The organism is Tautonia sp. JC769 (assembly GCF_040717455.1).
GTDB lineage: Bacteria > Planctomycetota > Planctomycetia > Isosphaerales > Isosphaeraceae > Tautonia.
Window position 1 is genome coordinate 1 of the sequence record NZ_JBFEFH010000010.1, and the last position, 23,037, is coordinate 23,037.

16 protein-coding genes are annotated in these 23,037 nt (G+C 69.0%); 8 read left to right on the top strand and 8 right to left on the bottom strand.

Annotation, left to right across the window (positions count from 1 at the left end):
• Window positions 1-160 precede the first annotated feature (160 nt).
• From AB1L88_RS11955 to AB1L88_RS11965, 3 genes are all read left to right on the top strand, one after another.
• A complete protein-coding gene (locus AB1L88_RS11955) occupies window positions 161-1,468 on the top strand; it encodes a protein kinase (RefSeq protein WP_367096888.1) in 1,308 nt (435 codons plus the stop codon).
• A gap of 280 nt (window positions 1,469-1,748) precedes the next feature.
• On the top strand, window positions 1,749-2,918 hold the full coding sequence (locus AB1L88_RS11960; RefSeq protein WP_367096889.1) for an SRPBCC family protein: 1,170 nt from the start codon (window positions 1,749-1,751) through the stop codon (window positions 2,916-2,918).
• A gap of 307 nt (window positions 2,919-3,225) precedes the next feature.
• Window positions 3,226-3,534 (top strand): hypothetical protein, encoded by a 309-nt coding sequence (locus AB1L88_RS11965; protein ID WP_367096890.1) that lies wholly within the window; start codon window positions 3,226-3,228, stop codon window positions 3,532-3,534.
• A gap of 183 nt (window positions 3,535-3,717) precedes the next feature.
• Here AB1L88_RS11965 and AB1L88_RS11970 read toward each other — a convergent pair whose 3' ends face one another.
• Both AB1L88_RS11970 and AB1L88_RS11975 read right to left on the bottom strand, forming a co-directional pair.
• Complete coding sequence (locus AB1L88_RS11970) at window positions 3,718-5,175, bottom strand: DUF1501 domain-containing protein (protein ID WP_367096891.1); 1,458 nt, start codon at window positions 5,173-5,175, stop codon at window positions 3,718-3,720.
• A 118-nt stretch (window positions 5,176-5,293) separates the two neighbouring features.
• Window positions 5,294-6,805, bottom strand: coding sequence for a DUF1501 domain-containing protein (locus AB1L88_RS11975; RefSeq protein WP_367096892.1), 1,512 nt, complete (start codon window positions 6,803-6,805; stop codon window positions 5,294-5,296).
• A 456-nt stretch (window positions 6,806-7,261) separates the two neighbouring features.
• Between AB1L88_RS11975 and AB1L88_RS11980 the strand changes: the two genes are divergently transcribed.
• The gene (locus AB1L88_RS11980; protein WP_367096893.1) at window positions 7,262-8,758 is read left to right on the top strand and encodes an efflux RND transporter periplasmic adaptor subunit; all 1,497 of its coding nucleotides are present in this window, start codon (window positions 7,262-7,264) and stop codon (window positions 8,756-8,758) included.
• Window positions 8,759-9,062: 304 nt separating this feature from the next.
• On the opposite strand, the gene AB1L88_RS11985 is transcribed toward AB1L88_RS11980, so the two are convergent.
• From AB1L88_RS11985 to AB1L88_RS12010, 6 genes are all read right to left on the bottom strand, one after another.
• Window positions 9,063-10,475 carry a DUF1552 domain-containing protein gene (locus tag AB1L88_RS11985; protein ID WP_367096894.1) on the bottom strand — a complete coding sequence of 471 codons (1,413 nt, stop codon included), beginning with the start codon at window positions 10,473-10,475 and terminating at the stop codon, window positions 9,063-9,065.
• A gap of 41 nt (window positions 10,476-10,516) precedes the next feature.
• Complete coding sequence (locus AB1L88_RS11990; RefSeq protein WP_367096895.1) at window positions 10,517-13,120, bottom strand: DUF1592 domain-containing protein; 2,604 nt, start codon at window positions 13,118-13,120, stop codon at window positions 10,517-10,519.
• Window positions 13,121-13,328: 208 nt separating this feature from the next.
• Window positions 13,329-14,297, bottom strand: a complete 969-nt coding sequence (locus tag AB1L88_RS11995) for a PmoA family protein (protein WP_367096896.1) — start codon at window positions 14,295-14,297, stop codon at window positions 13,329-13,331.
• Window positions 14,294-15,247: a biopolymer transporter ExbD gene (locus AB1L88_RS12000; RefSeq protein WP_367096897.1), complete on the bottom strand. Its 954-nt coding sequence runs from the start codon at window positions 15,245-15,247 to the stop codon at window positions 14,294-14,296. Before AB1L88_RS12000 ends, AB1L88_RS11995 begins: the two co-directional genes overlap by 4 nt.
• Window positions 15,248-15,831: 584 nt before the next feature.
• Window positions 15,832-16,836, bottom strand: coding sequence for a ThuA domain-containing protein (locus AB1L88_RS12005; protein ID WP_367096898.1), 1,005 nt, complete (start codon window positions 16,834-16,836; stop codon window positions 15,832-15,834).
• Window positions 16,837-16,895: 59 nt separating this feature from the next.
• Window positions 16,896-18,194 (bottom strand): Gfo/Idh/MocA family oxidoreductase, encoded by a 1,299-nt coding sequence (locus tag AB1L88_RS12010; RefSeq protein WP_367096899.1) that lies wholly within the window; start codon window positions 18,192-18,194, stop codon window positions 16,896-16,898.
• Between the two features lie 159 nt (window positions 18,195-18,353).
• Between AB1L88_RS12010 and AB1L88_RS12015 the strand changes: the two genes are divergently transcribed.
• From AB1L88_RS12015 to AB1L88_RS12030, 4 genes are all read left to right on the top strand, one after another.
• Entirely contained in the window at window positions 18,354-20,453 is a 2,100-nt protein-coding gene (locus tag AB1L88_RS12015) for a prolyl oligopeptidase family serine peptidase (RefSeq protein WP_367096900.1), read from the top strand.
• Window positions 20,454-20,845: 392 nt separating this feature from the next.
• Window positions 20,846-21,604 carry a class I SAM-dependent methyltransferase gene (locus AB1L88_RS12020; RefSeq protein ID WP_367096901.1) on the top strand — a complete coding sequence of 253 codons (759 nt, stop codon included), beginning with the start codon at window positions 20,846-20,848 and terminating at the stop codon, window positions 21,602-21,604.
• Between the two features lie 547 nt (window positions 21,605-22,151).
• Entirely contained in the window at window positions 22,152-22,556 is a 405-nt protein-coding gene (locus AB1L88_RS12025; protein WP_367096902.1) for an Ig-like domain-containing protein, read from the top strand.
• Between the two features lie 85 nt (window positions 22,557-22,641).
• Window positions 22,642-22,902, top strand: coding sequence for a hypothetical protein (locus AB1L88_RS12030; protein ID WP_367096903.1), 261 nt, complete (start codon window positions 22,642-22,644; stop codon window positions 22,900-22,902).
• Window positions 22,903-23,037: the final 135 nt, after the last annotated feature.

Sequence of the window (23,037 nt, forward strand, 5' to 3'; positions counted from 1 at the left end):
GCGTTGGTCGCCGTCCGCTGGCCCGGGCGGCAACCATGTCATAGGATAACCCGTTGGGCCTCCCACGCCGTCTCCCCGGACCCCGTGCGAGCCGCCCACATCCCCTCCCTTTTTTTTGATGTGATTGGTGTGCTTGCCCGATCCCACCGGGGAGATCGCGATGCCCGTGACCGTCCGCTGCCCGAACCCGTCGTGCGAGCGGATCAACCGCTTCGACCCCTCGCTGGCCGGTCATCCCGTCCGCTGCCCGATCTGCGGATCGCGGTTCAGCCTGGCCGATGTCCCCCCCGGCGCCTCGCCGGTCGGCCGCACCGGGTCGGCCGAGACGCAGGAGCTGACCACCCTGGTCAAGGGGGCCGGGGAGCGGGCTCGTCCGGATCGCGAGATGCCCCGGCAGGTCGGGCGATACGTCATCAAGCGGGAGATCGGCTCCGGGGCCTTCGGCTCGGTCTACTGCGCGCATGACCCCCAGCTCGACCGGGACGTGGCCCTTAAGGTCCCGCACCCGGGGGTCCTCGAAGCCCCCTCGGCCGTCGAGCGCTTCCTCCGCGAGGCCCGGGCCGCCGGCAAGCTGCGCCACGGCCACATCGTGCCCGTCTTCGACGCCGGCCAGGACGACCAGGGGCACGACTACATCGCCTCGGCCTACGTCCCCGGCTCGACCGTCGCCGACCTCCTGATCGACGGCCCCCTGCCCGCCCGACGCGCGGTCGAGATGATCGCCGACCTGGCCGAGGCCCTCGAACACGCGCACGAGCTGGGCATCGTCCACCGCGACATCAAGCCGTCGAACCTCCTGATCGACGCCGCCGGCGAGGTCCTGATCGCCGACTTCGGCCTCGCCCAGCACCGCGGCCCGAGCGACGCGACGATCACCGAGGTCGGCACGATCATGGGGACCCCCGGCTACATGGCCCCCGAGGTCGCCGCCGGCATCAACGGCGACGTCCCCCCGGCCAGCGACCAGTACAGCCTGGCCGTCGTCCTGTTCGAATTGCTCTGCGGCCGTCGGCCGTTCCAGGGGCCGTCGCACGTGGTCATCTACCGGAAGCTCGAAGAGCCGCCCCCGTCCCCCCGACAATTCCGGCCCGACCTCTCCCCGGCCCTCGAAGCCATCTGCGTCCGTGCCCTCTCCCGAAACCCGGACGACCGCTTCCCGACCATCGGCGAGTTCGCCCTCGCCCTCCGCTCCTGGCTCGACTCCGGCGACGACGCGACCCGGACCGCCGGGCCGCCCCTTGCCTCCTCAACCCCCGGCGCCCCTCCTTCCTTCACTTCGACCGCTCCGGGACAAGGACCGGACTCGGACGACCTGCCTCCCCCTCCCCCGGCCCCCGAGCCTGCCCGGCGTCGGGCCTTGCCGAACCTCTCCCCCGAGCTCCGGACGGCCTTCGTCACTCTGGCCATCTGGGGCCTGATCATCCTCGGCGTCGTGATCCTCATGCTCGCCCTCTCGGGCGACTCCTGAACCTGGAGGAGGGAGCCCCGCCTCCCGACCCTCCCGGCGGTGCTCGCCCCCCCGTTCCGAAATCCGGAACCCCTCGGGATGGCTTTACGCCCCGATCGGGCTGGGCAAATGCCCCCCGATCGCCCCGATCGCGTTCGCGCCCCGGGTTCATTGGCACAATCTCTGCATGATGTCCTTGCATCTGTTGCTCACGGCAGCTGTGTCACGCACCCGCAACCACGAAGAGAAGGACGGCCTCTTTCAATCGAGTGATGCGGCTCGACGCGAGGCCGACAGACTCATGATTCGAGCGCTTTCCTTGCTGGGGATCGGTGCCGGCCTGATGTACTACTTCGACCCCGAGCGGGGCCGTCGGCGCCGGGCCCTGGTCCGAGACCAGTTCGACCACCAGATGCACCAGCTCGAAACCCTCTCGCGGAAGGCCGGCGTCGACGCCCGCAACCGGGCCCAGGGGCTGATCGCCGAGGGCCGGGCCGCGATGACCAGCGACCATGCCCCCGATCGGGTGATCGTCGATCGCATCCGGTCGGCCATCGGCCGCGTCGCCTCGCACCCGAGGAACATCACCGTCTCGGTCCTGGACGGCCAGGCGACCGTCAGCGGCCCGGTCCTGCCCGACGAGGTCGAGCCCCTGCTCGACACGGTCGCCTCGACCCGGGGTGTGATCGGGGTCATCGACCACCTCCAGCCGCACTACGGCCCCGACACCCTCGAAGCCCCCTTGCACGATCGGGTCCGGCGCCGGAGCAGTGCCCGGCCCGACCCGACCCCGGCCCAGTGGGACCCCTCGGCCCGGCTGCTCGCCGGGGCCTCGGGCGGTGCCCTGCTGCTGGGCGGCCTGGCGCGGGGCGGGTTGCTCGGCCTGGCCGGCGGGCTCGCCGGGGCGGGCCTGCTCAGCCGGTCCCTCGCCGACCTGCCGCTCCAGACCCTGCTCGGGGCCGACGGCGGCAATCGCGCCTTCGAGTCGCACGACTCGATCACGATCCAGGCCCCGGTCGAGGACGTCTTCGCCTTCTTGACCGATTACGAGAACTATCCCCACGTCCTGCCGAACGTCCGCGACGTCCAGAAGGTCGGGCAACACCACTGGCGATGGTCCCTGATCGGCCCCGGGGGCATCACGTTCGAGGTCGAGGACATCATCACCCGGTTCGAGCCGAACCAGGCCGTCGCCTGGCACAGCTCCGGCCAGTCGGAGCTGCGCTACGCCGGGGCCGCCCGCTACGTCGCCCAGCCCGACGGCGGCACGACGGTCCACGCCTCGATGTCCTACAGCCCCCCCGGCGGCGCCCTCGGCCATGGCCTCGCCTGGCTGGCCGGCTATTCCCCGAAGCACCAGCTCCAGCAGATCCTGTTGCGCACCAAGGCGTTCCTCGAGACCGGCAAGGTCCCCCACGACGCCTACGACCCGACGCCCCCCCCGCACCATCGCGTCCGGTCCGGGGCCTGATCCGGCCTCGTCTTGCCTCGCCTCGCAGCCCCTCCCAAGCCATCGCCCCTCCGGGCGGTGGCTTTTCTCGTAGGGTGCCGTCGAGTCCTCGAAGCACCCCCTGCGCTTCGAATACGGATCGGTGCGTCTTCGAGGACTCGACGGCACCCTACGGGAGGGTCGTCGTCCTTGCCCCGGCTGCGGGCCCGGACTTCGTGACAAGTCCTCCTGCCCGTGACTATCATGAGTTCAGCGATCCTCCCCACGGGCGCGGCACGACGCGTGTCGCCGACGCTCGGCCGCAACCCCCGAAGGTCCTTGCCCTCCGATGTCTCAGTCTCGCCTGGTCCCGCTCGACCACCCCGAGGTCGCCCCGCTGACCATCTCGGCCCGGCTCCGCTCGCAACTGGTCTATTTCATGTCCGCACCCGACGCACCGGGCGTGCCGCCGCTCGGGCCGCACGAATACTGGATCGCCCGCGAGGAGGTCGAACGCGCCCTCGATGAGGGGGTCGTCCTGCTCGTCTCCCCCCTCGACACCGAGAACTTCACCGAGGTCGAGATCAACGAGGACCAGGAAGCCCTGCTCGAATGGCTCCGCGAGCACGACGTCCAGCACTTCCGCATCGATTCCTGAGCGTGCGCAAGGGCCGCCGTCGGGCGAGGCGACACGAGGCGAGGCGATCCGCCCAGACAATCACCCGCCCGCCCAGCCGAGGCGGCCGTTCCCGGCACGAACTGCCCTGGCCTCGCGAGCCGCGATCCGGCATCGATCCGACTGCAAGGCCCGCGCGTACGGAACGCGGGCCGTTCGGTCGCCTCAGAACAGCTCGGCGATCGGTTCCCCCCGATCGACGATCGCCCGGGGCCGACCGTCCTTCTCGAGGTAGTGGGCGTCGAGCGGGACCCCCATGTGCTTGTAGATCGTCGCGGCCAGGTCGCCGGGGGTCACCGGACGATCCTTGATGTGGCCGCCGTCGGGCATCGACGAGCCGATCACCTGGCCGTGGTTCAAGCCGCCGCCGGCCATGCACATCGACATGACGCCGGTCCAGTGGTTCCGCCCGTCGGTGCTGCCCTGGGTGCCCAGTTGGGGCGTCCGGCCGAACTCCCCCTGCGCGATCACGAGCACGTCGTCGAGCAGGCCGAGCCGCTCCAGGTCGTCGACCAGGGTCGTGATCAGGTGATCAAACAGCGGCAGCAAGGGCTTCAGCCCCTTGCTGATGCCGCCATAGGGCGGGATGTTGTCGCCGTGGTTGTCCCAGGTGCCCGAGGCCGGGTGGTAGCTCAGGTCGAGCGTCACGAACGAGACGCCCGACTCGACCAGACGCCGGGCGAGCAACGCCTGCTGACACCAGAGGTGCTTGCCGTAGCGGTCGCGGATCTCCTGCGGCTCCCGCTCCAGGTCGAAGGCGTCCCGGGCGCGTCGGCCGGCGATCAGCTCGATCGCCTGGCGGCCGTAGTCGTCCATCGCATCGACCGAGGGAGACGACTCGATCGCCCGTCGGGTGTCGTCGAACTGTTCGAGCAGCGATCGACGCCCCCGGATCCGCTGCTCGGTCAGGCCGCTGGGCAGGTTGAACAGCTCGGCGTTGCTCATCCGGCCGGAATCGACACCGACGTTGTTGTAGATCGGCAGCCGCGCGGCCTGGTTGGCGATGAACGGGTCGTATTCCTTGCCCAGGACCCCGGCATAGGCGATGTGCGTCCGGGAGGTCTGGAAGGCGACGTACGGCGGCATCCCCGGATGATTCGCCCCGCGGTGCTTGGCCACGACCGAGCCGATGGCCGGGTACGAATCCCCCCTCGGGTTGATCCGCGGGGCGGCTTCCAGGTTGCCGGTCTGGAAGACCTTGTTCGGCTCGTGATTGCTGTGGGCCGCATCCACCGATCGAAGTATGGTGAACTTGTCGAGCATCGCCGCCTGCTTCGGCAGGTGCTCGCAGATATGCACACCGGGCAGGGCGGTCTGGATCACGCCGAACGGGCCACGGTTCTCGTACGGGCGGTCGGGCTTCGGGTCCCAGGTGTCGATCTGGCTCGGGCCGCCGGCCATCCACAGCAGAATCACCGCCTTGCGCCCGGCGATCGGCCGGCCGGCCTCCGACGCGGCGGCCCGCTGTCGCAGCAGGTCCGGGAGCGTCAGGCCCGCGATCCCGGCCATGCCCGCCTTGAGCATGTTGCGGCGGGTCACGAGCATCAGGCCTTCCCGATCGGTCGCGTTCAGGTGGCGAAAGGCGTGGTCGTGGTTGTGGCCGTGCGGCTCCATCGGCATCATTCAGCTCCCGAGAGGAAAAACGGGGGGAAGCCCGGATCCTTTCCTTGGGGTGGCCCGGCGTCGATCGGGAGAGGAAGACGCCGGGCACCGGATCGGGCCTCGTATTCGGTGGGTCGGGTCAGGCGAGGGCCTCGGGAATCACCGAGGCCTCGGGCACGAGCGGGAGGGGACGCCCCTGACGGTCGTGCCACTCGCTGCCCGGGTCGATCCCCAGCAGGTGCACGATCGTCGCCAGGACATCCTTGGGAGAGATGGGTCGATCGACCGGGTCCGAGGCGATCCGGTCGGACTTGCCGACGACCTGCCCCCGGGCGACCCCGCCGCCGGCCATCAAGAGGGAGTAGCAGCGCGACCAGTGGTCGCGGCCCCCGCCGCCCGCGATGTTGCTGATCCGGGGGGTCCGGCCGTGTTCGCTCAGGACGACCACCAGTGTCTCGTCGAGCAACCCGCGCTGGTCGAGGTCGAGCAGGAGGCCGGAGAGGGTCCGATCCAGGCCCGGCATCAGCTCGTCCTTCATCCGGGGGTAGTGGTCCCAGTGGGTATCCCAGCCGTAGCCGGCCAGGCCGTACTCGTCCCAGAAGACCGAGACGAACCGGCCGCCGGCCTCGACCAGGCGGCGGGCCGTCAGGCTGGCCTGGCCGAAGAGGGTCATGCCGTAGAGGTCCCGGGTCGATTCCGACTCCTCCGACAGGTCGAACGCCCGCGCGAGCTTGCCCGACTGCATCATGCCGAAGGCCATCGCCCGCTGGTCATCGACGCTGCCGACGCGGTCCATCGCCGCGTCGAGTCCCGGCCGGGCCCGCTCGATCTGCTGGAGCAGCGACCGGCGGCGGTCGAGGCGGTCGAGCGTCAACTCGGGGGGCCGGCCGGTCACCTCGGCCAGGCGGAAGCGGCTGTCGGGGGTGATCCCGCGGTACAGCTCGGGGCCTTCCCAGGTCTTGCCGGCGAGGGTCTTGCGGGCCGAGACCGTCCCCCGCCCCTGGAACTCGGTCCAGACCGGGTCGAACGACGGCCCGAGGAACCCGCCGTACGGGCCGGCCCGGGCCACCTCCCCCGTCCGCTGCGTGCTGAACGCCCAGGGCAAGGCGACGTTCCGGGGGACCGGGGGCACGAACCCTTCGGGCGCCTGGCGCCGGTCCATGTAGTCGACGGCCGAGCCGATGTAGGGCCAGTGGGCGGCGTCCCTCGGGTTCAGCTCCATCGGCAGCTCGATCCGGGGGGTCGCCGTCGTGGCGAAGGCGACGCCGTGGATCGGGTACGGATGCGTGACCGACCGCAAGACGGTCACGCGGTCCATCACCTTCGCCATCCGGGGGAACCCCTCGCCGATGGCCAGCCCCGGCACGTTGCTCGGGATCGTCCCCAGGTCGCCGCGGACCTCGTACGGGGCGTCGGGCTTCGGGTCGAACGTCTCGATCTGGCTCGGGGCGCCGTACAGGTACAGCAGGATGCACGACTTCGCCTTGCCGAACCCGGGGAGCCGCGACGCCGACTCCGCGCCGATCGCCGGCCCCGCCGGCACGCCCGCCCCCGCTCCCAGTCCGAGGAGGCCGAGCGCCCCGACCTGCATCAGGTCGCGTCGGGTCATGCCGTCGCAGAGCCGCTTCGGGCCACCGAGGACTCGGATCATGAGACGGTCCCCCTCCCCTTTCTGGGCCGGGGCTGGTCGCCTCCCGGCGTGTGTTCAACAGGAGTGTAACACCTTCTCGTTGTAGCAGAACACGGAACCGGGGGGAAGACGTTGCCATCGACGGCCCCTCTGCCGAGCAACGCCGAGGATCGGGTCGGGGGGCTTCTCGGGGACAGGACGGCGGCATCGGCCCCGCACCCCTCCCCCGGGAGCGGCGACGGCCGGGCCGATCCGGCAAGGGCGACCGGCAGAGAGTTGGGACAGGTCGGGATGTCCTGCCGCTCATAACCCTAGAGACTGCGAGTTGGCGTCGGGGCCGGATCCGCTCCCCCGGGCCTCCGTCGCGGCCGATCGGCCCCGGAACGACGAGCGCCCCTCGCTCGAATCAGCCGGCCGGTGGGGGTCGGCCTCGCGACCGACGGTGTTGTTCCCCTTTGCGAAATCGGAGCCCTGGCGATGCGACTCGTGACTCCGACCAGGCTGCTCGTGCTGGCGATCCCGATGGCGGCGATGACCGGGTTCGCCGGGCTCACCGGGGCCGAACGCTGGCCCTGGGACCGGGATCGCCGGCCGGAAGGCCCCCCGGTGGCGAAGGTCGAGCGGCTCGACCCCCAGACCCGCTTCGGCCTGACGGTCCCTGGCCAGGTCAAGAGCGCCCAGTACACGATGATCGAGTGCGAGGTCGAGAACATCAGCGGCGCCGGACTGCCCACCACGGGCGGGGGCGGCGGCGGCCGCCGAGGCGGGCGGTCGCAGACCCCGGCGGGCCTGACCATCATCAGCCTCGTGCCCGAGGGGACTTACGTCCGCGCCGGCCAGGTCCTGGCCGAGATCGACCCCTCCCGCTTCATCGAGATCGCCCGCCTCCTGCGCATCAGCGTCGAGGAGGCCCAGGCGGTCGAGGCCAAGGCCCGCTACGACCTCCAGGCCGCCGAGATCGCCCTGGCCGAATACCTCGACGGGGTCCGGCTCGAGACCTTGATGCAGCTCGAAGGCCAGGTCGCCCTGGCGAAGTCGCAGGTCCAGCAGCAGAGCGACCACCTGGACTGGACCAACCGCATCCTGCCCCTCGGGTATGTCTCGCTCTCGGCCCTCCGCGACGAGGCCATCTCGATGCTCAGCGCCCAGTTGGCCCTCGAACAGGCCGAGCGTGCCCTGGCCGACTACCGCAGCTACACCGAGCCGAAGCTGACGCGGCAGCTCGAGGCCCGGCTCGACCAGGCCCGGGCCACCTACACCTTCGCCCAGCGCCGTCGCGAGATGGACGAGGATCGCCTGGCCCTGGCCGAGCAGCAGATCGAACGCTGCACGATCCGGGCCCCGCACGACGGCCAGCTCGTCTACGGCACCACCCGGGACGACACGCCCATCCGCCTCGGCCTGGAGGTCTACCGCCGGATGCGCCTGTTCATGCTGCCCGACCTGGAACGCCCGGTCGTCCAGGCCCAGGTCAACCAGACGCAGATCTGGATGGTCTCCGAGGGCCAGGAGGCCCTGGTCCGGGTGGACGCCAAGCCGGGCCTCGTCCTGCGGGGCAAGGTCGCGAGCGTCTCCCCCTTCGTCGACAACGAGGACCGCATGGCCCAGCTCTCCGGGATCATGCGTTACAACGTCCGGATCGACCTCGAGGACAGAGAGCGGTTGCTCCCCGGCCTGAGCGCCGAGGTCGAGATCCTGATCCCGGCGACGCAAGACGCCCTGACGATCCCCGCCGAGGCGCTGAGCGTCGTCGGCAACCAAACGATTTGCTACGTCCTCGGCCCCGGCGGCGTCGAACCGCGGCCCGTCGGCGTGCTCCCCGGCTCGGTCGAGCGGTTGCAGGTCGTCGAGGGGCTGTCCGAGGGCGAGCAGGTCATCCTCGGCCCCTACGACCCCTCATCCGAGCCGCTCCCCCCGCCGCCGTCCCAGCCCGAGCTGACCGCCTCCGCCTCCGAAGGCGCGGGGACGGCCTAGCAGCGCCTCCGCCCGCTTCTCGCCTCACTCAACGTCCCCGCTCCCTTTGGGCGAGTCTTGCCTCCGCCCCCCTCTCCCCGCCCGCGGGGAGAGGGATCCCGTCCAGATCACAAACCGTCACGTCCGGCTCCCAGCCCCCTCACCCGGCCTTGCGGCCACCCTCTCCCCCGCAATGCGGGGGCGAGGGATCAATCTGCCCCCTCTCCCCGCAGGCGGGGAGAGGGCCGGGGTGAGGGGCCCTCGCGTCCGAAGCCGAGCCCGGCGTCCTGTCTGTCCCAGGCAATCGCCAAACTCAAGCAACGGCTCAAAGGTTGCTCAATCGTCCGGTCGAGTCGCCGAAGCGGGCCAAGTCGTCGACGCCCATCAGGTCGGCCATGCTGAGGAACAGGTTGGCCATCGGCTCGGAGTTGTGCCGGACGTAGCGCCCGGTGGTGAAGGCCCCGCCGGCGCCGCCGGCCAGGACGATCGGCAGGTTGTCGTGCGTGTGGCGGTTGCCGTCGGCGTTGCCGCTGCCGTAGACGATCATCGAGTTGTGCAGGAGCGAGTTGCCGTCGGCGTCGGGGGTCTGCCGCAGGCGGTCGAGGAACCGGGCGAACTGCGAGACGTACCACCGATCGATGTCGGAGATCTTGTCGACCCAGTCCTGCCGGTTCTGGTGGTGCGAGAGGTCGTGGTGCCCCTCGGAAACCCCGATGAAGTCGAACGAGCGGTTGCTGCCGTCGTGCGCGAGCAGGAAGGTGGCCACCCGGGTCGAGTCGGTCTGGAAGGCCAGGAGCATCATGTCGTACATGAGCTGCACGTATTCGCCGAACTCGGGCGGGACGCCCGGCGGCGTGTCGATGCCAGGGTCGGCCGGGGGGCCGAACTGCTCGGCCTTCTCGATCCGGGACTCGATCTCCCGGACGCCCGTCAAATACTGGTCGAGCTTGTGCCGGTCCTCGGCGTCGAGCCGACGCTGCATCGACCGCGCCTCGTCCATCACGAAGTCGAGGACCGAGCGCTGCTCCTGCCGCCGACGCTCCAGGTTCGCGCGCCGCTGCTCGGGCGGCCCTTCGCCGAAGAGTCGCTCGAAGGCGAGCCGCGGGTTCGACTCGGGGGCCATCGGCGTCGTCGGCGACCGCCACGAGAGGTTGAATTGGTAGGCACAGGCATAGCCCGAGTCGCACGCCCCCGAGCGTCGGCCCGGTTCGCACGACAGTTCGAGCGACGGCAGACGCGTCTGATGCCCGATCCGCCGCGCGATCGCCTGGTCGATCGAGACGCCCGCGCGTACGTCGGTCGCGCTCTTGTTCAGGCGGACGCTCGTCAGGAAGGTGCCGTTGCCCCGGGCGTGGTCCCCCGCGCCGTCGGGACCGGCGGTGGCGTTGATCTGGTCCAGGCCGCCGACGACCTGCACCAGGTCCCGCACCGGCTCCAGCGGCTCCAGGGTCCGGCTCAGTTGGAAATCGGCGCCCGAGCCCTCGGCCTTCGGCCACCAGGTCGAGGGGATCGCCCCGTTCGGGAAGCAGATGAACGCCGTCCGGAGCGGGGCGCCCGAGGCGGTCGTGGCGGCCAGCGCCGCGCCGCCCGGGGCCGGTGCCGAGGCGGCCAGCACCCCCGTCGGGCGCCACGAGGCGAGGGCCGGCAGCGCGACGCACGTCCCCAAGCCTCGGAGGAATCGTCGGCGGCTGAAATCGGCACGAGGGTCCTGGGCGATCGGATCGATGCGGTCGGTCATAACCTTTGAATTCCCCTTCGAGGTTCGAGGGATCGACTGACTCAGTCGGTTCCGATGATCCGGTCGCCCGGATCGGACGTGGTGTTCTTGGTATTGGCGTTGGTTTCGGCGGTGGTCGTCGCCGCCGGCCCGCGTCGCCGCTGAAACGGCGGCGATTCAATGACCCCGAGGATCAAGGTCGAGGCGCGTCCCCCGCTCGATTCGAGGCGATCAACCAGCGTGTCCACCGTGTGAACGTCGTGGTACTCAAGCCCTCGGCCGAGGGCATACGTCAGCATCTTCTCGACCAGGCATCGGTAGAAGTCGTGCCGACGGTCCTGGGCGAGGATCCGCTTCAGGTCCTGCACCGACCGGAACGGCTCGCCGGTGATCAGGACGCCCGAGGCGTCGATCGGGCCGGTGCGTTCCACCTCGCGGTACATGCCCAGCGCGTTGAAGTGTTCCAATGCCAGGCCGAGCGGGTCCATCCGGTTGTGGCACGAGTTGCACAGGGGGTCGCTGCGGTGCAGCTCCATCGCCTCGCGGACCGAGGGGATCCGGCCGCCCAGGTCCTTCCCCGCTTCCTCCAGCGACGGAATATCGGGCGGCGGCGGCGCCGGCGGTGTGCCCAGGATGTTCTCCAGGATGAACAGCCCCCGCTTCACGGGCGAGGTCCGGTCCGGGTTCGAGGTCACCGCCAGCAAGGTCCCCTGGGTGAGGATGCCGCCCCGGGGGCTGTCGGCCGGCAGGTCGACCCGCCGCATCTCGTCCCCTTCCACCCCCTCGATCCCGTAGTGCCGGGCGAGCCGTTCGTTGAGGAAGGTGTAGTCGCTGTCGAGCAGCTCGATCAGGCTGCGGTCCTCCCGGACGATCGTCTCGAACAGCAGCTCCGTCTCCCGACGCATGGCGACGCGCAACGAGCGGTCCAGTTCGAACTGGCGGAAGCGGTCGCGGGAGCGGCCGAACTGCTCGCGGACCTCGTCCAGCTCGGCCCGCTCGGCGTCGGTCAGGTCCTCGAACGACTTCCGCCGCAGCTCCCGGAACCGCTCGCGGCGGGCCTCGGCCTCGGGGTCGGGGGGCTCGTCCCGGGAGAGGACGGCGAAGGCGTTGATCGGGATCGAGTCGATGTTGCGGACCTGGAGCCACTGGCCGACGAAGTTCCGCACGAACTGGTTCGAGCGCTCGTCGGCCAGCATCCGATCGACCTGCTCGGCCAGGTTCGCCCGCAGCTCCCCCCGATCGGCCAGGGCGAACAGCTCGTCGTCGGGCATGGTCGACCAGAGCAGGTACGACAGCCGGGAGGCCAGGGCGTACTCGTCGATCAGCGGGTGCGGCCCGGGACTTCCCGGCTCGATCCCCTCCTCGCGGAAGAGGAACCGCGGCGAGGCGAGCACGGCCACCATCGCCTGCGAGACTCCGGCCTCATAGGTCGCCCCCGGCTCGTCGGCGATCGCCAGGGCCAGGTCGGTCAGACGCTCGGCGGTCTCGTCTCCCACGGGTCGGCGGAAGGCCCGGGTGGAGAACCGGGCGAGCAGGGCGCGGGTATACGCGCGCAATTCCTCAGGATCGTCGGGCACGGTGCCGGGGAAGAACCGCTCGTAGTTCGCCGGCCGGACGAGATGCTCCTCCTCGAACGGCCCGAGGACCTGGGCCGAATCGAGCCGGAGCGTGAGCGACCGGACCTGCTCGGCCTCCGGGGTCAAGGGCTCGACGGTCAGGGTGATCTCGTGGTCGCCGGCCGCCCAGTCCAGGTCGATCGGGAAGCGGTACGACTGGCCCGACTGCCTCGCGAACTCGCGGCGGAACCGCTCCTCGCCGTCCACCGCCACCACCAGCAGGCAGCGGTTGGCGTCGAACCGGTCCTCGACGTAACGCTCGGTGGCGGAAAGATTCAGGACGACCTGATAGGTGCCGTCGTGCTCCACCCCGACCGTCGCGGCCACCTCGGCCGGCTCGTAGTAGGAGAGCGAGAGCGACCCCTCCCCCCTCCGACCGAACCCACCGAATCGCCGCCCAGGCTCGGAGGGCGGACGATCGTTCTCATCCTCCCCCACGGGCCGGAACCGCCGGCCGCCGATCGAGCGCTCGGGGACGGTCCCCGAGCTGGTCGGGACCGCCCGGCCCACAATATCCTGCGCCGCCGCGATGTAACGCTCCATCAACAACGGGGAAATCGTCAGGACGTCGGCGATGGTGTCGAAGCCGTGTCCGGTGTCGTCGGCCGGGAACTCGGCCTCGACGTTGAAGTCGACGCCCATCAGGTCGCGGATCGTGTTCCGGTACTCGGTCCGATTCAGCCGTCGGACCGTGACGCGGCCGGGGTCGGGGTGCTCGGGGTCGATGGCGAAGGCGTCGTACGTGATCCAGTCAAGCAGGATCTTCCGCTCCTCGTCCGACGGCTGCGGATGGTCGGACGGGGGCATGATCTCGGCCTGCACGTTCTTGAGCACGGCCAGCCACGAGGCCCGGATCTCGGGCTCGGCCCAGTCGCCCGCATCGGCCAGGGTTTCCAGGTCCACGTTCCCCTTGTTCACCCCGAGCGCATGGCAGGCGTAGCAATTGTCTTCGAGGATCGGCCGGATCACCTCGTCGAAGCGATCGTCGGCACCCCGCGCGATTGCCGGCCCGACCGCGACGCAGGCGAGCACCAAGGCCATCGGGATCATCCGAAGGGAGCTCCCAACCACGGCTCGATTGCGGATCAGTCTCATCTCGAAGATTCGCATAGCGGTTGCTGGATCGTCGTTCACCGTGACCTTCGGGGTTCGAACCTCAAGACCGATCGAGGCGGGGTGCCCCACAGTGTAAAGCGACACCGGAGAGCACCCTGCGCCCTGTTCTCATCGGAATGTTCAACCTTTGGGTGCCATCCGATCAGGCCCGGGGGCGACGCCGGATGCTCGGGAAGCCGGTCTCGTCCCTCGCAATGTATTCGTACGGCGGGGTTTCGGCAAACTCTTGCCACGGTTGATCGAGGTCGGGGAAGGAGGACTCGAAGTCGGCGACGCCGTGAATGAACAGGCGATAGCGGAGGTCGAGCGGGTGGTCGGCCGCCACGCCGTACGCCTCCGGGTGGGAGAAGGCGGCCGACATCCAGCCGTCGCGGCGGACGTGCCAGTGCGACGGGTGCCTCGGGTTGTCCGGGTGGTCGAAGTAGGCGATCCCCTCCATCACCCCAGGGGCGACGGGTCCGGAGTAATCGACCCAGCGGTTCCGGGTCTCGAAGATCGCGTCCTCGCCGATCCCCCCTTCCGACCCGGTCAGCCGGCCCCCCCCGAACTGCTCGGAGATCGTCTTGGCCAGTCGGACGCCGAGGAAGCCGAAGTTCGTCTTGCCCAGCGCGACGGGCCGGCCGTCGGGCGAGGTGAACCGCGATTGCAGGTCGAGCGCGTAGCAGCCCTGCCACCGGACGCTCGGCTCGACGGCGGCGATCAAAAGCTGCGACAGGCGATTCTTGCCGTCGGCGTACCAGTCGATCTCGGCGGCGAAGGCGGCCCAATCGGGTCCGTCCTCGTACCAGAGGACCCGCTTGTGCCGCACCTGGATGTCGGTGTTCGGCACCTCTCCCCAGAAGTTGACGTCGTCGACGAACTGGTGGCCGAACCAGACCGAGCGGTGATGCTCGTGGCCGACCGGGTGCGGGTGCCCGATCCGCGTCAGCTCCTTCCCCGACGGCCCGAGCACGGGGACGAAGCACGGGCGCGGCTTGCCCGGCTCGAACTCGTAGCCGACGACCTCGCGGCCGTCGATCCGCAGCGAGGCCCGCTCAAGCTGCGGGATCGCCTGGCACCTGGGGAAGACGAAGTCGCTGGAGTCGGATTGAGGAGAGCGGCGTCCGGTCATGGCTGGTCGTCCGATTCGGGTTCGGTTTCGGGTTCGGATTCGGGACTGTCCATGCGGAGGGCATAGAACGGCCGTTCGCGGTCGAGGATCAGGACCGTGCCGGCCATCGCGCCTTTCCCCTCGGAAAAGAGCCGGGCCCGGTATTCCTGCCGAGACCGGGGGAACTGGATCGAGAACCGCACGGGGGGATCGGTGCCGGCCTCGACCTCGCCGACCACCTCGTACGAGGTCCCCGTCTGGTCCGACCGCAGGCGGCCCGTCACGGCCCGACCCTCCACCGCCAGGTCGAGCGTGCCGGTCTGCGAGCCATCCGCGAACAGGCGATAGCGGCCGGCGTAGTCGCCGGGCACGATCACCCGGCCGGCCGAGGGAACACCCGGCGCCGCTTCGGCGAACCTGGGAGGCTCCGTCAGCACGAAGAGCGAGGCCCCGCCGACCGCCTCAAGCCTCGTCCCGCCATCCGCCTCGTCGCGGACGAAGGCGAGGTCGCCCCCCTGCCCCTCCGGCACGACCTGGCCGGAGTCGAGGTCGTACTGGAAGCCGTCGAACAGGACGACATTCTCCCCCTGGGCCAGGCGATCGGGGGCCGCGCCCCCGCCGCCTTCGAACGTGGCGAAGCGTTCCAGGATGAGGATGGCGACCGGCTTGTCGCGGTCTTCCGGGTCACTCCCGTCGCGAGGCGGCGGCGACCAGAACCCGGGGGCGAGCATCACCCGGCTCGGGTTGCCCTGGTCCGTCTCGACGACGAGGACCGGCGACCGGATCCCGTCCAGGAGATTCGGCAAGGCCAGCAGGTCGGTCAGCGCCAATGCCTCGCGGGCCTCGGCCCCGGAGCCAGTGCCCTTCGGAATCGCGGCGAGCGTGCGGCCTTCGAGCCGGTCGAAGTCGTCGGCCAGGCCGATTGCCGGGCTCAACGCCAGCAACGCGATGAAGCCTTGGCGACAGAACATGGCAAGCCTCTCCAGAAACCAGGGCAAGGAAGGGGAAGCGTCTGCGAAAGCGGCTCCCCATGCCCCCCCTCGGACCGGCCCCCGCGTCGCCCTTCGACCCGTGATCGAACCAGACGGCGACGCTTTTGCCATCACGCCCTGCCCGGCTTGGGTCCGCTTGATCCTCCCCTTTTCGATCCGATCGGCAGGCCGATCGACCGTCGGCGGAGGGGGTGGAGGGAAGGACCGTTCCGTCGCATCGTGACGCGAGATCCCGCTGAACGGAAGGGAGCGATGGATGCACGCCTCAAAAAAATTCAAAAATTCTCAACGAAGAGGGATCGCCTGGACCATCGAAACCGGGTAATGTCGACGATGTGAGACTCCCGCTCGGGTCGTGCCGGGAGCCTCGTCGGCCGGGGCGGCCGGCACGCACGTGCCGGCCGCCCGCCGACATCGCGAGAGGGTCGGCGGGCCGCACTGCCCCCCCCCAACCTTCGGCCTCCGCGTCCAGGGCGAGCAGCGATCGCCTCCGATCGCTCCCCGCCCGCCGCCACGCCTCGATCATGCTCATCCCCCGGCCGGGCGGGTCCGGCCGATCGCGGTCAAGGTGTCAGGGCATGGGCCGAGGGCTTGACGCCCTTCGTGTAGGCGTTGAAGCCGAAGGGGGTCGGATTGTACTCGCCGACGAGGTCGACGGGGGTGCCCTCCTCGGGGATCTGGCCTTCCATGCCGAGGCACCAGTAGGCGGCATTGACCAGCAAGCGACGCAGGCCCTCGCTCTCCAAATCGACGGATGAACCGGCGGTTGTGGTGAAGATGCGAGCGTCCTTGTACGTCTTCGTCCAGGCGATCGGCATCATCGGGTCGTTCTTCTCCCCCTCGACGGGCGGGTCGTCGGGGCTCATGCCGGCGACGACCTGGCCGAGGATGAGCGGTCGGCTGTCACCGGGCAAGGGGAGCGTGACGCCGTAGACGTCGGTCGGCCCCCAGATGTCGCCGTCGTCGATGCCTCGGGTGATCGGGTGCTCGTCGGCGCCGGGGGCGACGATGCCCCGGGTGCTCTCCGACCCGTGCGTGCCGTGGTGGCTGATCCAGGTCTCGCCCAGGACCTGGCGGCCGAACCCGCCGTCCCAGTCCCGGCTCCTCCAGGAGTAATGGGCATAGGTCGAATCTTCGGGCAGGTTGAAGGCATGGGTCGAGGTCCGCATTCCGATGATCGGCTTGCCCGATTCGACATAGTCAACAATGTACTTCATCTGCTCATCCGGCAGGCCGCGGAAGCGCAGGGCCATGATGACCAGGTCAGCATCCTCGAGCGCCTCCAGGCCGGGGATGTTGCCGCCGTAGTTCGGGTCGATCTCGCCGGTTTCCGGGTTGATTGCGAAGAGCACGGTGCACGTGAAGCCGTGATGCGTGGCCAGGATCTTGCCGAGCTGGGGCAAGCCTTCCTCGGAGCGGTATTCCTCGTCCCCCGAGATCAGGACGATCTGCTTCCCCTCCCCCGGGCCGGAGCCCCCTTCGTAGACGACCCAGGGGTCGTCTGCCGAGGCGGCGCCACCCAGGCAGAGCATTCCAAACACGGCGGCGAATGCGAAAAGTCGAGACATCAGCGTATTTCCTCGATGAAGTGAATTGTAATTCGCAAACTCGAAAGAATTCATCAATCTTAAAGCGTCCAGGGATCCCGGTAGGCTCGGGAGAGCAGGGCGTTGGCCTCGTCGTCGTCCTTGAAGCGCTCGGCGGCCGGGTCCCAGGTCAGCGGCCGGCGCACCTGGTAGCCGATGACGCCCAGGTGGCAGACGGTCGCCGTGCGGTGGCCGACCTCGGCCGAGGCGACCGGCCGGGCGTCACCCCGGATCGAGTCGAGGAAGTTATCGTAGTGGCTGCCCCGGGCATCGACCCGCTCGGCGTCGTCGGGCAAGGGTTCGGCCAGGGATTCGGGCTCGGTGGCGAACTTCGAGCGGCCGACGCGGATGATCCCCTCGGTCCCCTCGAAGGTGCAGTCGTCGGGACCGCCGTGGATCATCTCCACGCCGTTGTCGTAGACGAATCGCAGGCCGGTGGTCCCCTCGGCCGGCGGCTCGATCGCAACGGGGCCGGACTCGTGCTTCTTCAGGGCCCACTGGGCGATGTCGAAGTGGTGGGCCCCCATGTCTGCGATCCCGCCGTTGCCATAGGGGGCATAACTGCGCCAGTCGGGGAAATGGTTGTGGATACCTTGAGGACAGAGGACCTCGTTGTAAGGGTGGAACTCGGCCGGGCCGACCCAGAAATTCCAGTCGGTCCCTTCGGGGACCTCCTGCGCCACCAGATCGACGGGCTTCGGGGGGCCGCCGACGCCGACGCGGATGGTCTTCACCTCGCCGATCCGGCCGTTCCAGACCAGCTCGACGGCCCTCGGGAAGTTGCCGCCGAACTCGCCGGGGCTGCGCTGCTGGCTGCCGGTCTGGAAGGTGATGCCGTTGCGCTCGACGGCGTCGGCGATGGCGCGGCCCTCGGCGACGAAGTGGGTCAGCGGCTTCTCGCAGTAGATGTGCTTGCCGGCGTCGGCGGCCATGATGCAGGGGATGGCGTGCCAGTGGTCAGGCGTGGCGATGATGACGGCGTCGATGTCGTCGCGGGCGAGCAGCTCGCGGAAGTCGGCGTAGACGTCGCAGCCGGAGAATGAGGCGGAATCGTCCCGACGGGCGACGGCGTCCTCGATCCGGGCCTTGGTGTCGTCGCGGCGCTCGGCGACGACGTCGGCCACGGCGACGACCTGGGCGTCGGGCCGCCGGGCCATGCGGACCGCCAGGCCGCGCCCCTGGATGCCGACGCCGATGACGCCGAAGGTGATGCGGTCGTTCGGCCCCACGCGGCGGACGCGGGCGAAGGCCGGCGCGGCGGACAGGGCGAACCCGGCGGCGAGCGAGCTGCGGAGGAATCGGCGACGCGAGGGCAAGGCAATCGACTTCGGTCGAGACATCGTCATCACGGCTCCGTGGTCAAGAGAGGATTGAGACCGGCGGGCGGGACTGACCCTTGGCGGCGGGCCCCCCCCTGGCATTAGACTACCGCGAGTGTCCCCTGTGAAGGCGCCGGAAGGCCATCCTCCCCGAACTCCCGATCGCATGGAGTTGCCGTCATGTCCTTGATCGAACACCCCGTGACCCGTCGCGACCTCGCCCGCAGCGGAGCGGCCCTGTCGATGGCCTGGACCCTGGCCCGGGCATTCCAGCCGATCGCATCGGCCTCGGCCGCCCCGTTAGCGCCCCAGGAAAGCGAGCGGGCGATCCTCAACCGATTCCCGAGGATGCTCCAGGATTTCTACACGGCGCGGGTGCGACAACTGGAACGGCAACGGAACCGGGCGTTCCGCGCCATGCAGACGAGGGAGGACGCCGAGCGTTACGTGGCCTCGGTCCGCGAGCGGATCGCCGAGAGCTTCGGCCCATTGCCCGAGAAGACCCCCTTGAATCCACAGGTCACGGGGATTGTCGAGCGTGACGGCTACCGGATTGAGAATGTGATCTTCGAGAGCCGGCCGGGGTTCCTCGTGACGGCCAACCTCTACGTGCCGACGAATCGCGACGGGAAGATGCCGGGCGTGGTCGGCAGTTGCGGGCACTCGGCCAACGGCAAGGCGGGGGGGACGTATCAGGCCTTCGCCCAGGGGCTGGCCCGGCAGGGGTATGTTTGCCTGATCTTCGACCCGATCGGCCAGGGGGAGCGGATGCAGTCGTTCGACGACCAGGGGAAACCTCGGTACGGCGGAGGCACGAGGGAGCACCTGATCGCCGGCAACCAGCAGTACCTGACCGGCGAGTTCTTCGGCACCTGGCGCGCCTGGGACGGCATCCGGGCGCTCGACTATCTGTTGACCCGAGAGGAAATCGATCCGGAGCGGGTCGGCATCACGGGGAACTCGGGCGGCGGCACGATGTCGACCTGGCTGATCGGCCTGGAGCGTCGCTGGACGATGGGGGCGCCGAGCTGCTTCGTGACGAGCTTCCAGCGCAACCTTGAGAACGAGCTGCCGGCCGACACCGAGCAGTGCCCGCCGAGGGCCCTGGAGCTGGGCCTCGAGCACGAGGACTTCCTGGCCGCGATGGCGCCGAAGCCGGTGATCATCCTCGCCAAGGAACGTGACTACTTCGACGTCCGCGGATCGATCCTCGCGCACCGACGCCTGCAGAGGCTGTACGACCTCTTGGGGGCGAAGGAGAACATCGGCCTGTTCTACGGGCCGACCGAGCACGGGTTCTCGCAGGAGAACCGAGAGGCGATGTACGGCTGGTTCAACAAGGTGACGGGCCTGTCGGACTCGTCGGCCGAGCCGGACTTGACGATGGAGGAGGACGAGACGCTCCAGTGCGCCCCGGGGGGCCAGGTGGGCGGCGAACTCGGCTCGAAGTCGATCTTCGCCTTCACGCGGGAGGCGTCGCAGCGGCTGGCCGAGCAGCGCGGGGAGCTGGACGCCGAGGCCACGCGGGCGGCGGTCGAGGCGTTCATGAGGCTGCCGGAGCCGCGAGCGTTGCCGGCGTATCGGATCATGCGGCCGATCTCGGGCCGGGATTACCCGACGTCGCACCTGGGGAATTACGGGGTGCCGACCGAGCCGGGGGTCGAGGCGATCGTCTATCGCCTGTATGACCGCTCGCACGTCTCGCGGCCGCCGGCCGACGCAAAGCGGGCGATCCTGTACGTCTCGGACAAATCGGCGGATGAGGAATTGCGCGAGGAGCCGTTGATCCGACGGTTGGTCAACGCCGAGCCGGATTCGGCCTTCTACGCCTGCGACGTGCGGGGGATCGGCGAGTCGAGGCCGAACACCTGCGGGATCAACTCGTACTTCAATCCGTATGGGAACGACTACTTCTACGCGGCCCACGGGATCATGCTCGGCCGGCCGGTGCCGACGCAGCGGACGCTCGACGTGCTCAAGGTGCTGGAGTGGCTCAAGGGGATCGGGCATGAGGAGGTCCACCTCGTCTCCCGGGGCTGGGGGGCAATTCCCGCGACCTTCGCGGCGGTGCTGGAAGACGAGGGATTCGTGACCCGGGTGACGCTCAAGCACGCCCTCACCTCCTTCGCCGACGTGGCCGAGGACGAGGACTACGACTGGCCCCTCTCGACCTTCCTGCCGGGCGTGCTCGCCGCGTTCGACCTGCCCGACTGCTACCGGGCCCTGGAGGCGAAGGGCCTCCGGCTGATCGCGCCGCGCGGGGCGAAGGCCGAGGCCTGAGACCCGGTCAGATGGCACCTGCCACGACGAGGCGTTCCGGAGCGATGAGCGTTCCGGAACGCCTCGATCCGGTGTCGGCGCCGACCGATCGAACCGAGCTGATCTGAGGGGACCGCCGTGGTCGAGTCGATCGCTTCCGGACTTCGTTCCGAGCGTCAGACCGGCCTTCTTGTTCGACTCAGATCGGGGTGATACGATCCTCCCCTGCCCGGCGCGGTTGGACGATTTATCCGGGAAACGACCCCAGACGTCCCATCGTCAACGTCGAAGACCCGACTTCGCAATGGTCACGGTGTGTGGAACCCGTGTCTCGCGAAGGATCGAGCCGTCGAGGGCCCGCTCCATCTCGGGAAATCGGCAGCCTTTATCGCGATGCAACCCGTAGCACCGTAATGTATCAGCGACTTTATCGCATTCTCAAGAACGCCAAGACCGGCACGAACGACGAGACACGAGGGCGTCATCTGATTGCGCCGCTGGTGGCGGAATTGTGCGGCCCGAATACCTCTCCGGCGGTCCTCGATGTGGGGGCAGGTTACGGGAGCGATTTGCTGGCGATCAAGAAGGCAATCCCTGGGGCTTCCGTCTCGGCCGTGGAAGGATTCCCGAAGGCCGTGGAATTCCTGCGCTCGTCGGGGGTCGCGGTGGCCAGCATCGACTTGGAGCGCGAACGCCTCCCATTCGCAGACAATTCGTTTCATGTTGTTAATTGCAATCAGGTACTTGAGCACGTAAAAGAGTTGTTCTGGGTCGTATCCGAGCTGAGTCGGGTCTGCGTGGTCGGCGGGTATCTGGTGATCGGCGTGCCGAACCTGGGGTCGCTGCACAACCGGGTGGCCCTGCTGTTCGGCCGACAACCGCCGGCGATCCACGTGTTCGGCCCACACGTGCGAGGTTTCACGGTCGATGGGCTGCGTGACTTTTTCGAGTCGGGGCAGACGCTTCGCGTGACTCAGGTGCTTGGCGGAAACTTTTACCCGTTCCAGCCCTCCGTGGCACGGATCCTGGCCCGATGGTTCCCTGGACTGGCCGTTTCTTCGTTTTATGTGGTGGAGAAAGTGTCTCATGAGCGATTCCTGAACGTCCTGGACGGAGATCGATCGGGCGAACTGGTCGATACTCCGTACTTCCGAGGGGGCTCGGGCGGCTAAGCTCGGGGGCTCGGCTCGTCCTCCGGGCGTGATCGACCACCATCGGGACGGACGGCGACCGTTCCTTGTCGCTCGAAGCGGGTCCATCCCTCGGTGCCCGTGGCTGCTCAGCAGGAATCGCGGCGATCGGCCGAGGATTTCTGGGAGAGGGAGCGAGTGATCGGGAGGCACGGGCCCATAGGGTCGACCTCAGTGCGACCGTCGGTACGCGGTGCGGTGCGCCGATCGGAGGCGGAGGGGGCATCAGAAGGGGAATTCCGGATCTCATTCCGAGTCGAAGGGTTACGGCGATCTTCGGGGGATGATTCGGGGCCGGGGGTTCACGAGCGGGGCAATGGGGTGGTGAGCGGGGCGGACCGCAGGCGAGCAGGCCGGGGCGGTGCTCGGGGGCGGCGGGCCTGGGGTGCTCGTGCTTGACCTGCGTCGGCACGACGCGGATGATGGGGCTCGGCGCCGAAGGGCTTCGGGGTACGGGGCCGGGAGGCGCGTGCGGCGGGGTCACACCAAGGGGTTTGGTGAGGTCGGTCACACGGGGAGGGCGGAACCGATGCGTGGCACGATGGCGACCGTTGCGCTGGGCGTTGCGTTGCTGTGGGGTTCAGCATATGCCCAGGAGATCACGCTCGACGCGGTCCCTCCGGTGGTGGTCGAGACGGTGCCGAAGGCCGGATCGGGGGATGTGGACCCGAGCCTGGCCGCGATCAGGGTGACCTTCAGCAAGGACATGCAGGACGGCAGTTGGTCGTGGTCGACGCTCAGCAAGGAGACGTTCCCCGAGACGACCGGATCGCCGAAGTACCTCGAGGACGAGCGGACGGCCGCCCTCCCGGTCAGGCTGGAGGCGGGCAAGACGTATGCGATCTGGATCAACAGCCAGCGGTTCCGCAACTTCAAGGATGCGAAGGGGCAGCCGGCCGTCCCTTATTTGCTGGTCTTCAAGACGAGGGAGTGAGAGGACCGGCCTCGTCATGGTTACGGATCTCTGAGCCCAACGGCGCCGATCGATTCCGGGAAAACCACCGGGGAGGCGGGGAACGATGGGCCTGGACACGGTTGAACTGGTGATGGCCGTCGAAAAGGAGTTCGGCATCTCCGTCTCCGACGATGAAGCGCCGAAACTCGTTCGTCTCGGAGACCTTCATGCCTTCGTGGTCGAGGCTCTTTGCGCTCGCGGTGAATCAGTCGATCCCTCCGCGGTTTGGGAAGAGATCAAGGCAATCATGCGACGCGAGTTCGGTATCCGAGAGGGGAATCTCGTCCCCGAGGCCCACATCGTTGACGATCTGGGCCTGGACTGACGCCTCACCACTCCCATGGCCTCTCAGGTCACCCTCGCACAAGCGACGGGCCGTGTCAGCGATGAGGCGTTACCGACTCGGGTTGAGGGTGAGGGCCGGTGAGGGGAGCTGTCGGCGGGTTGGCTGGGGTCGTGT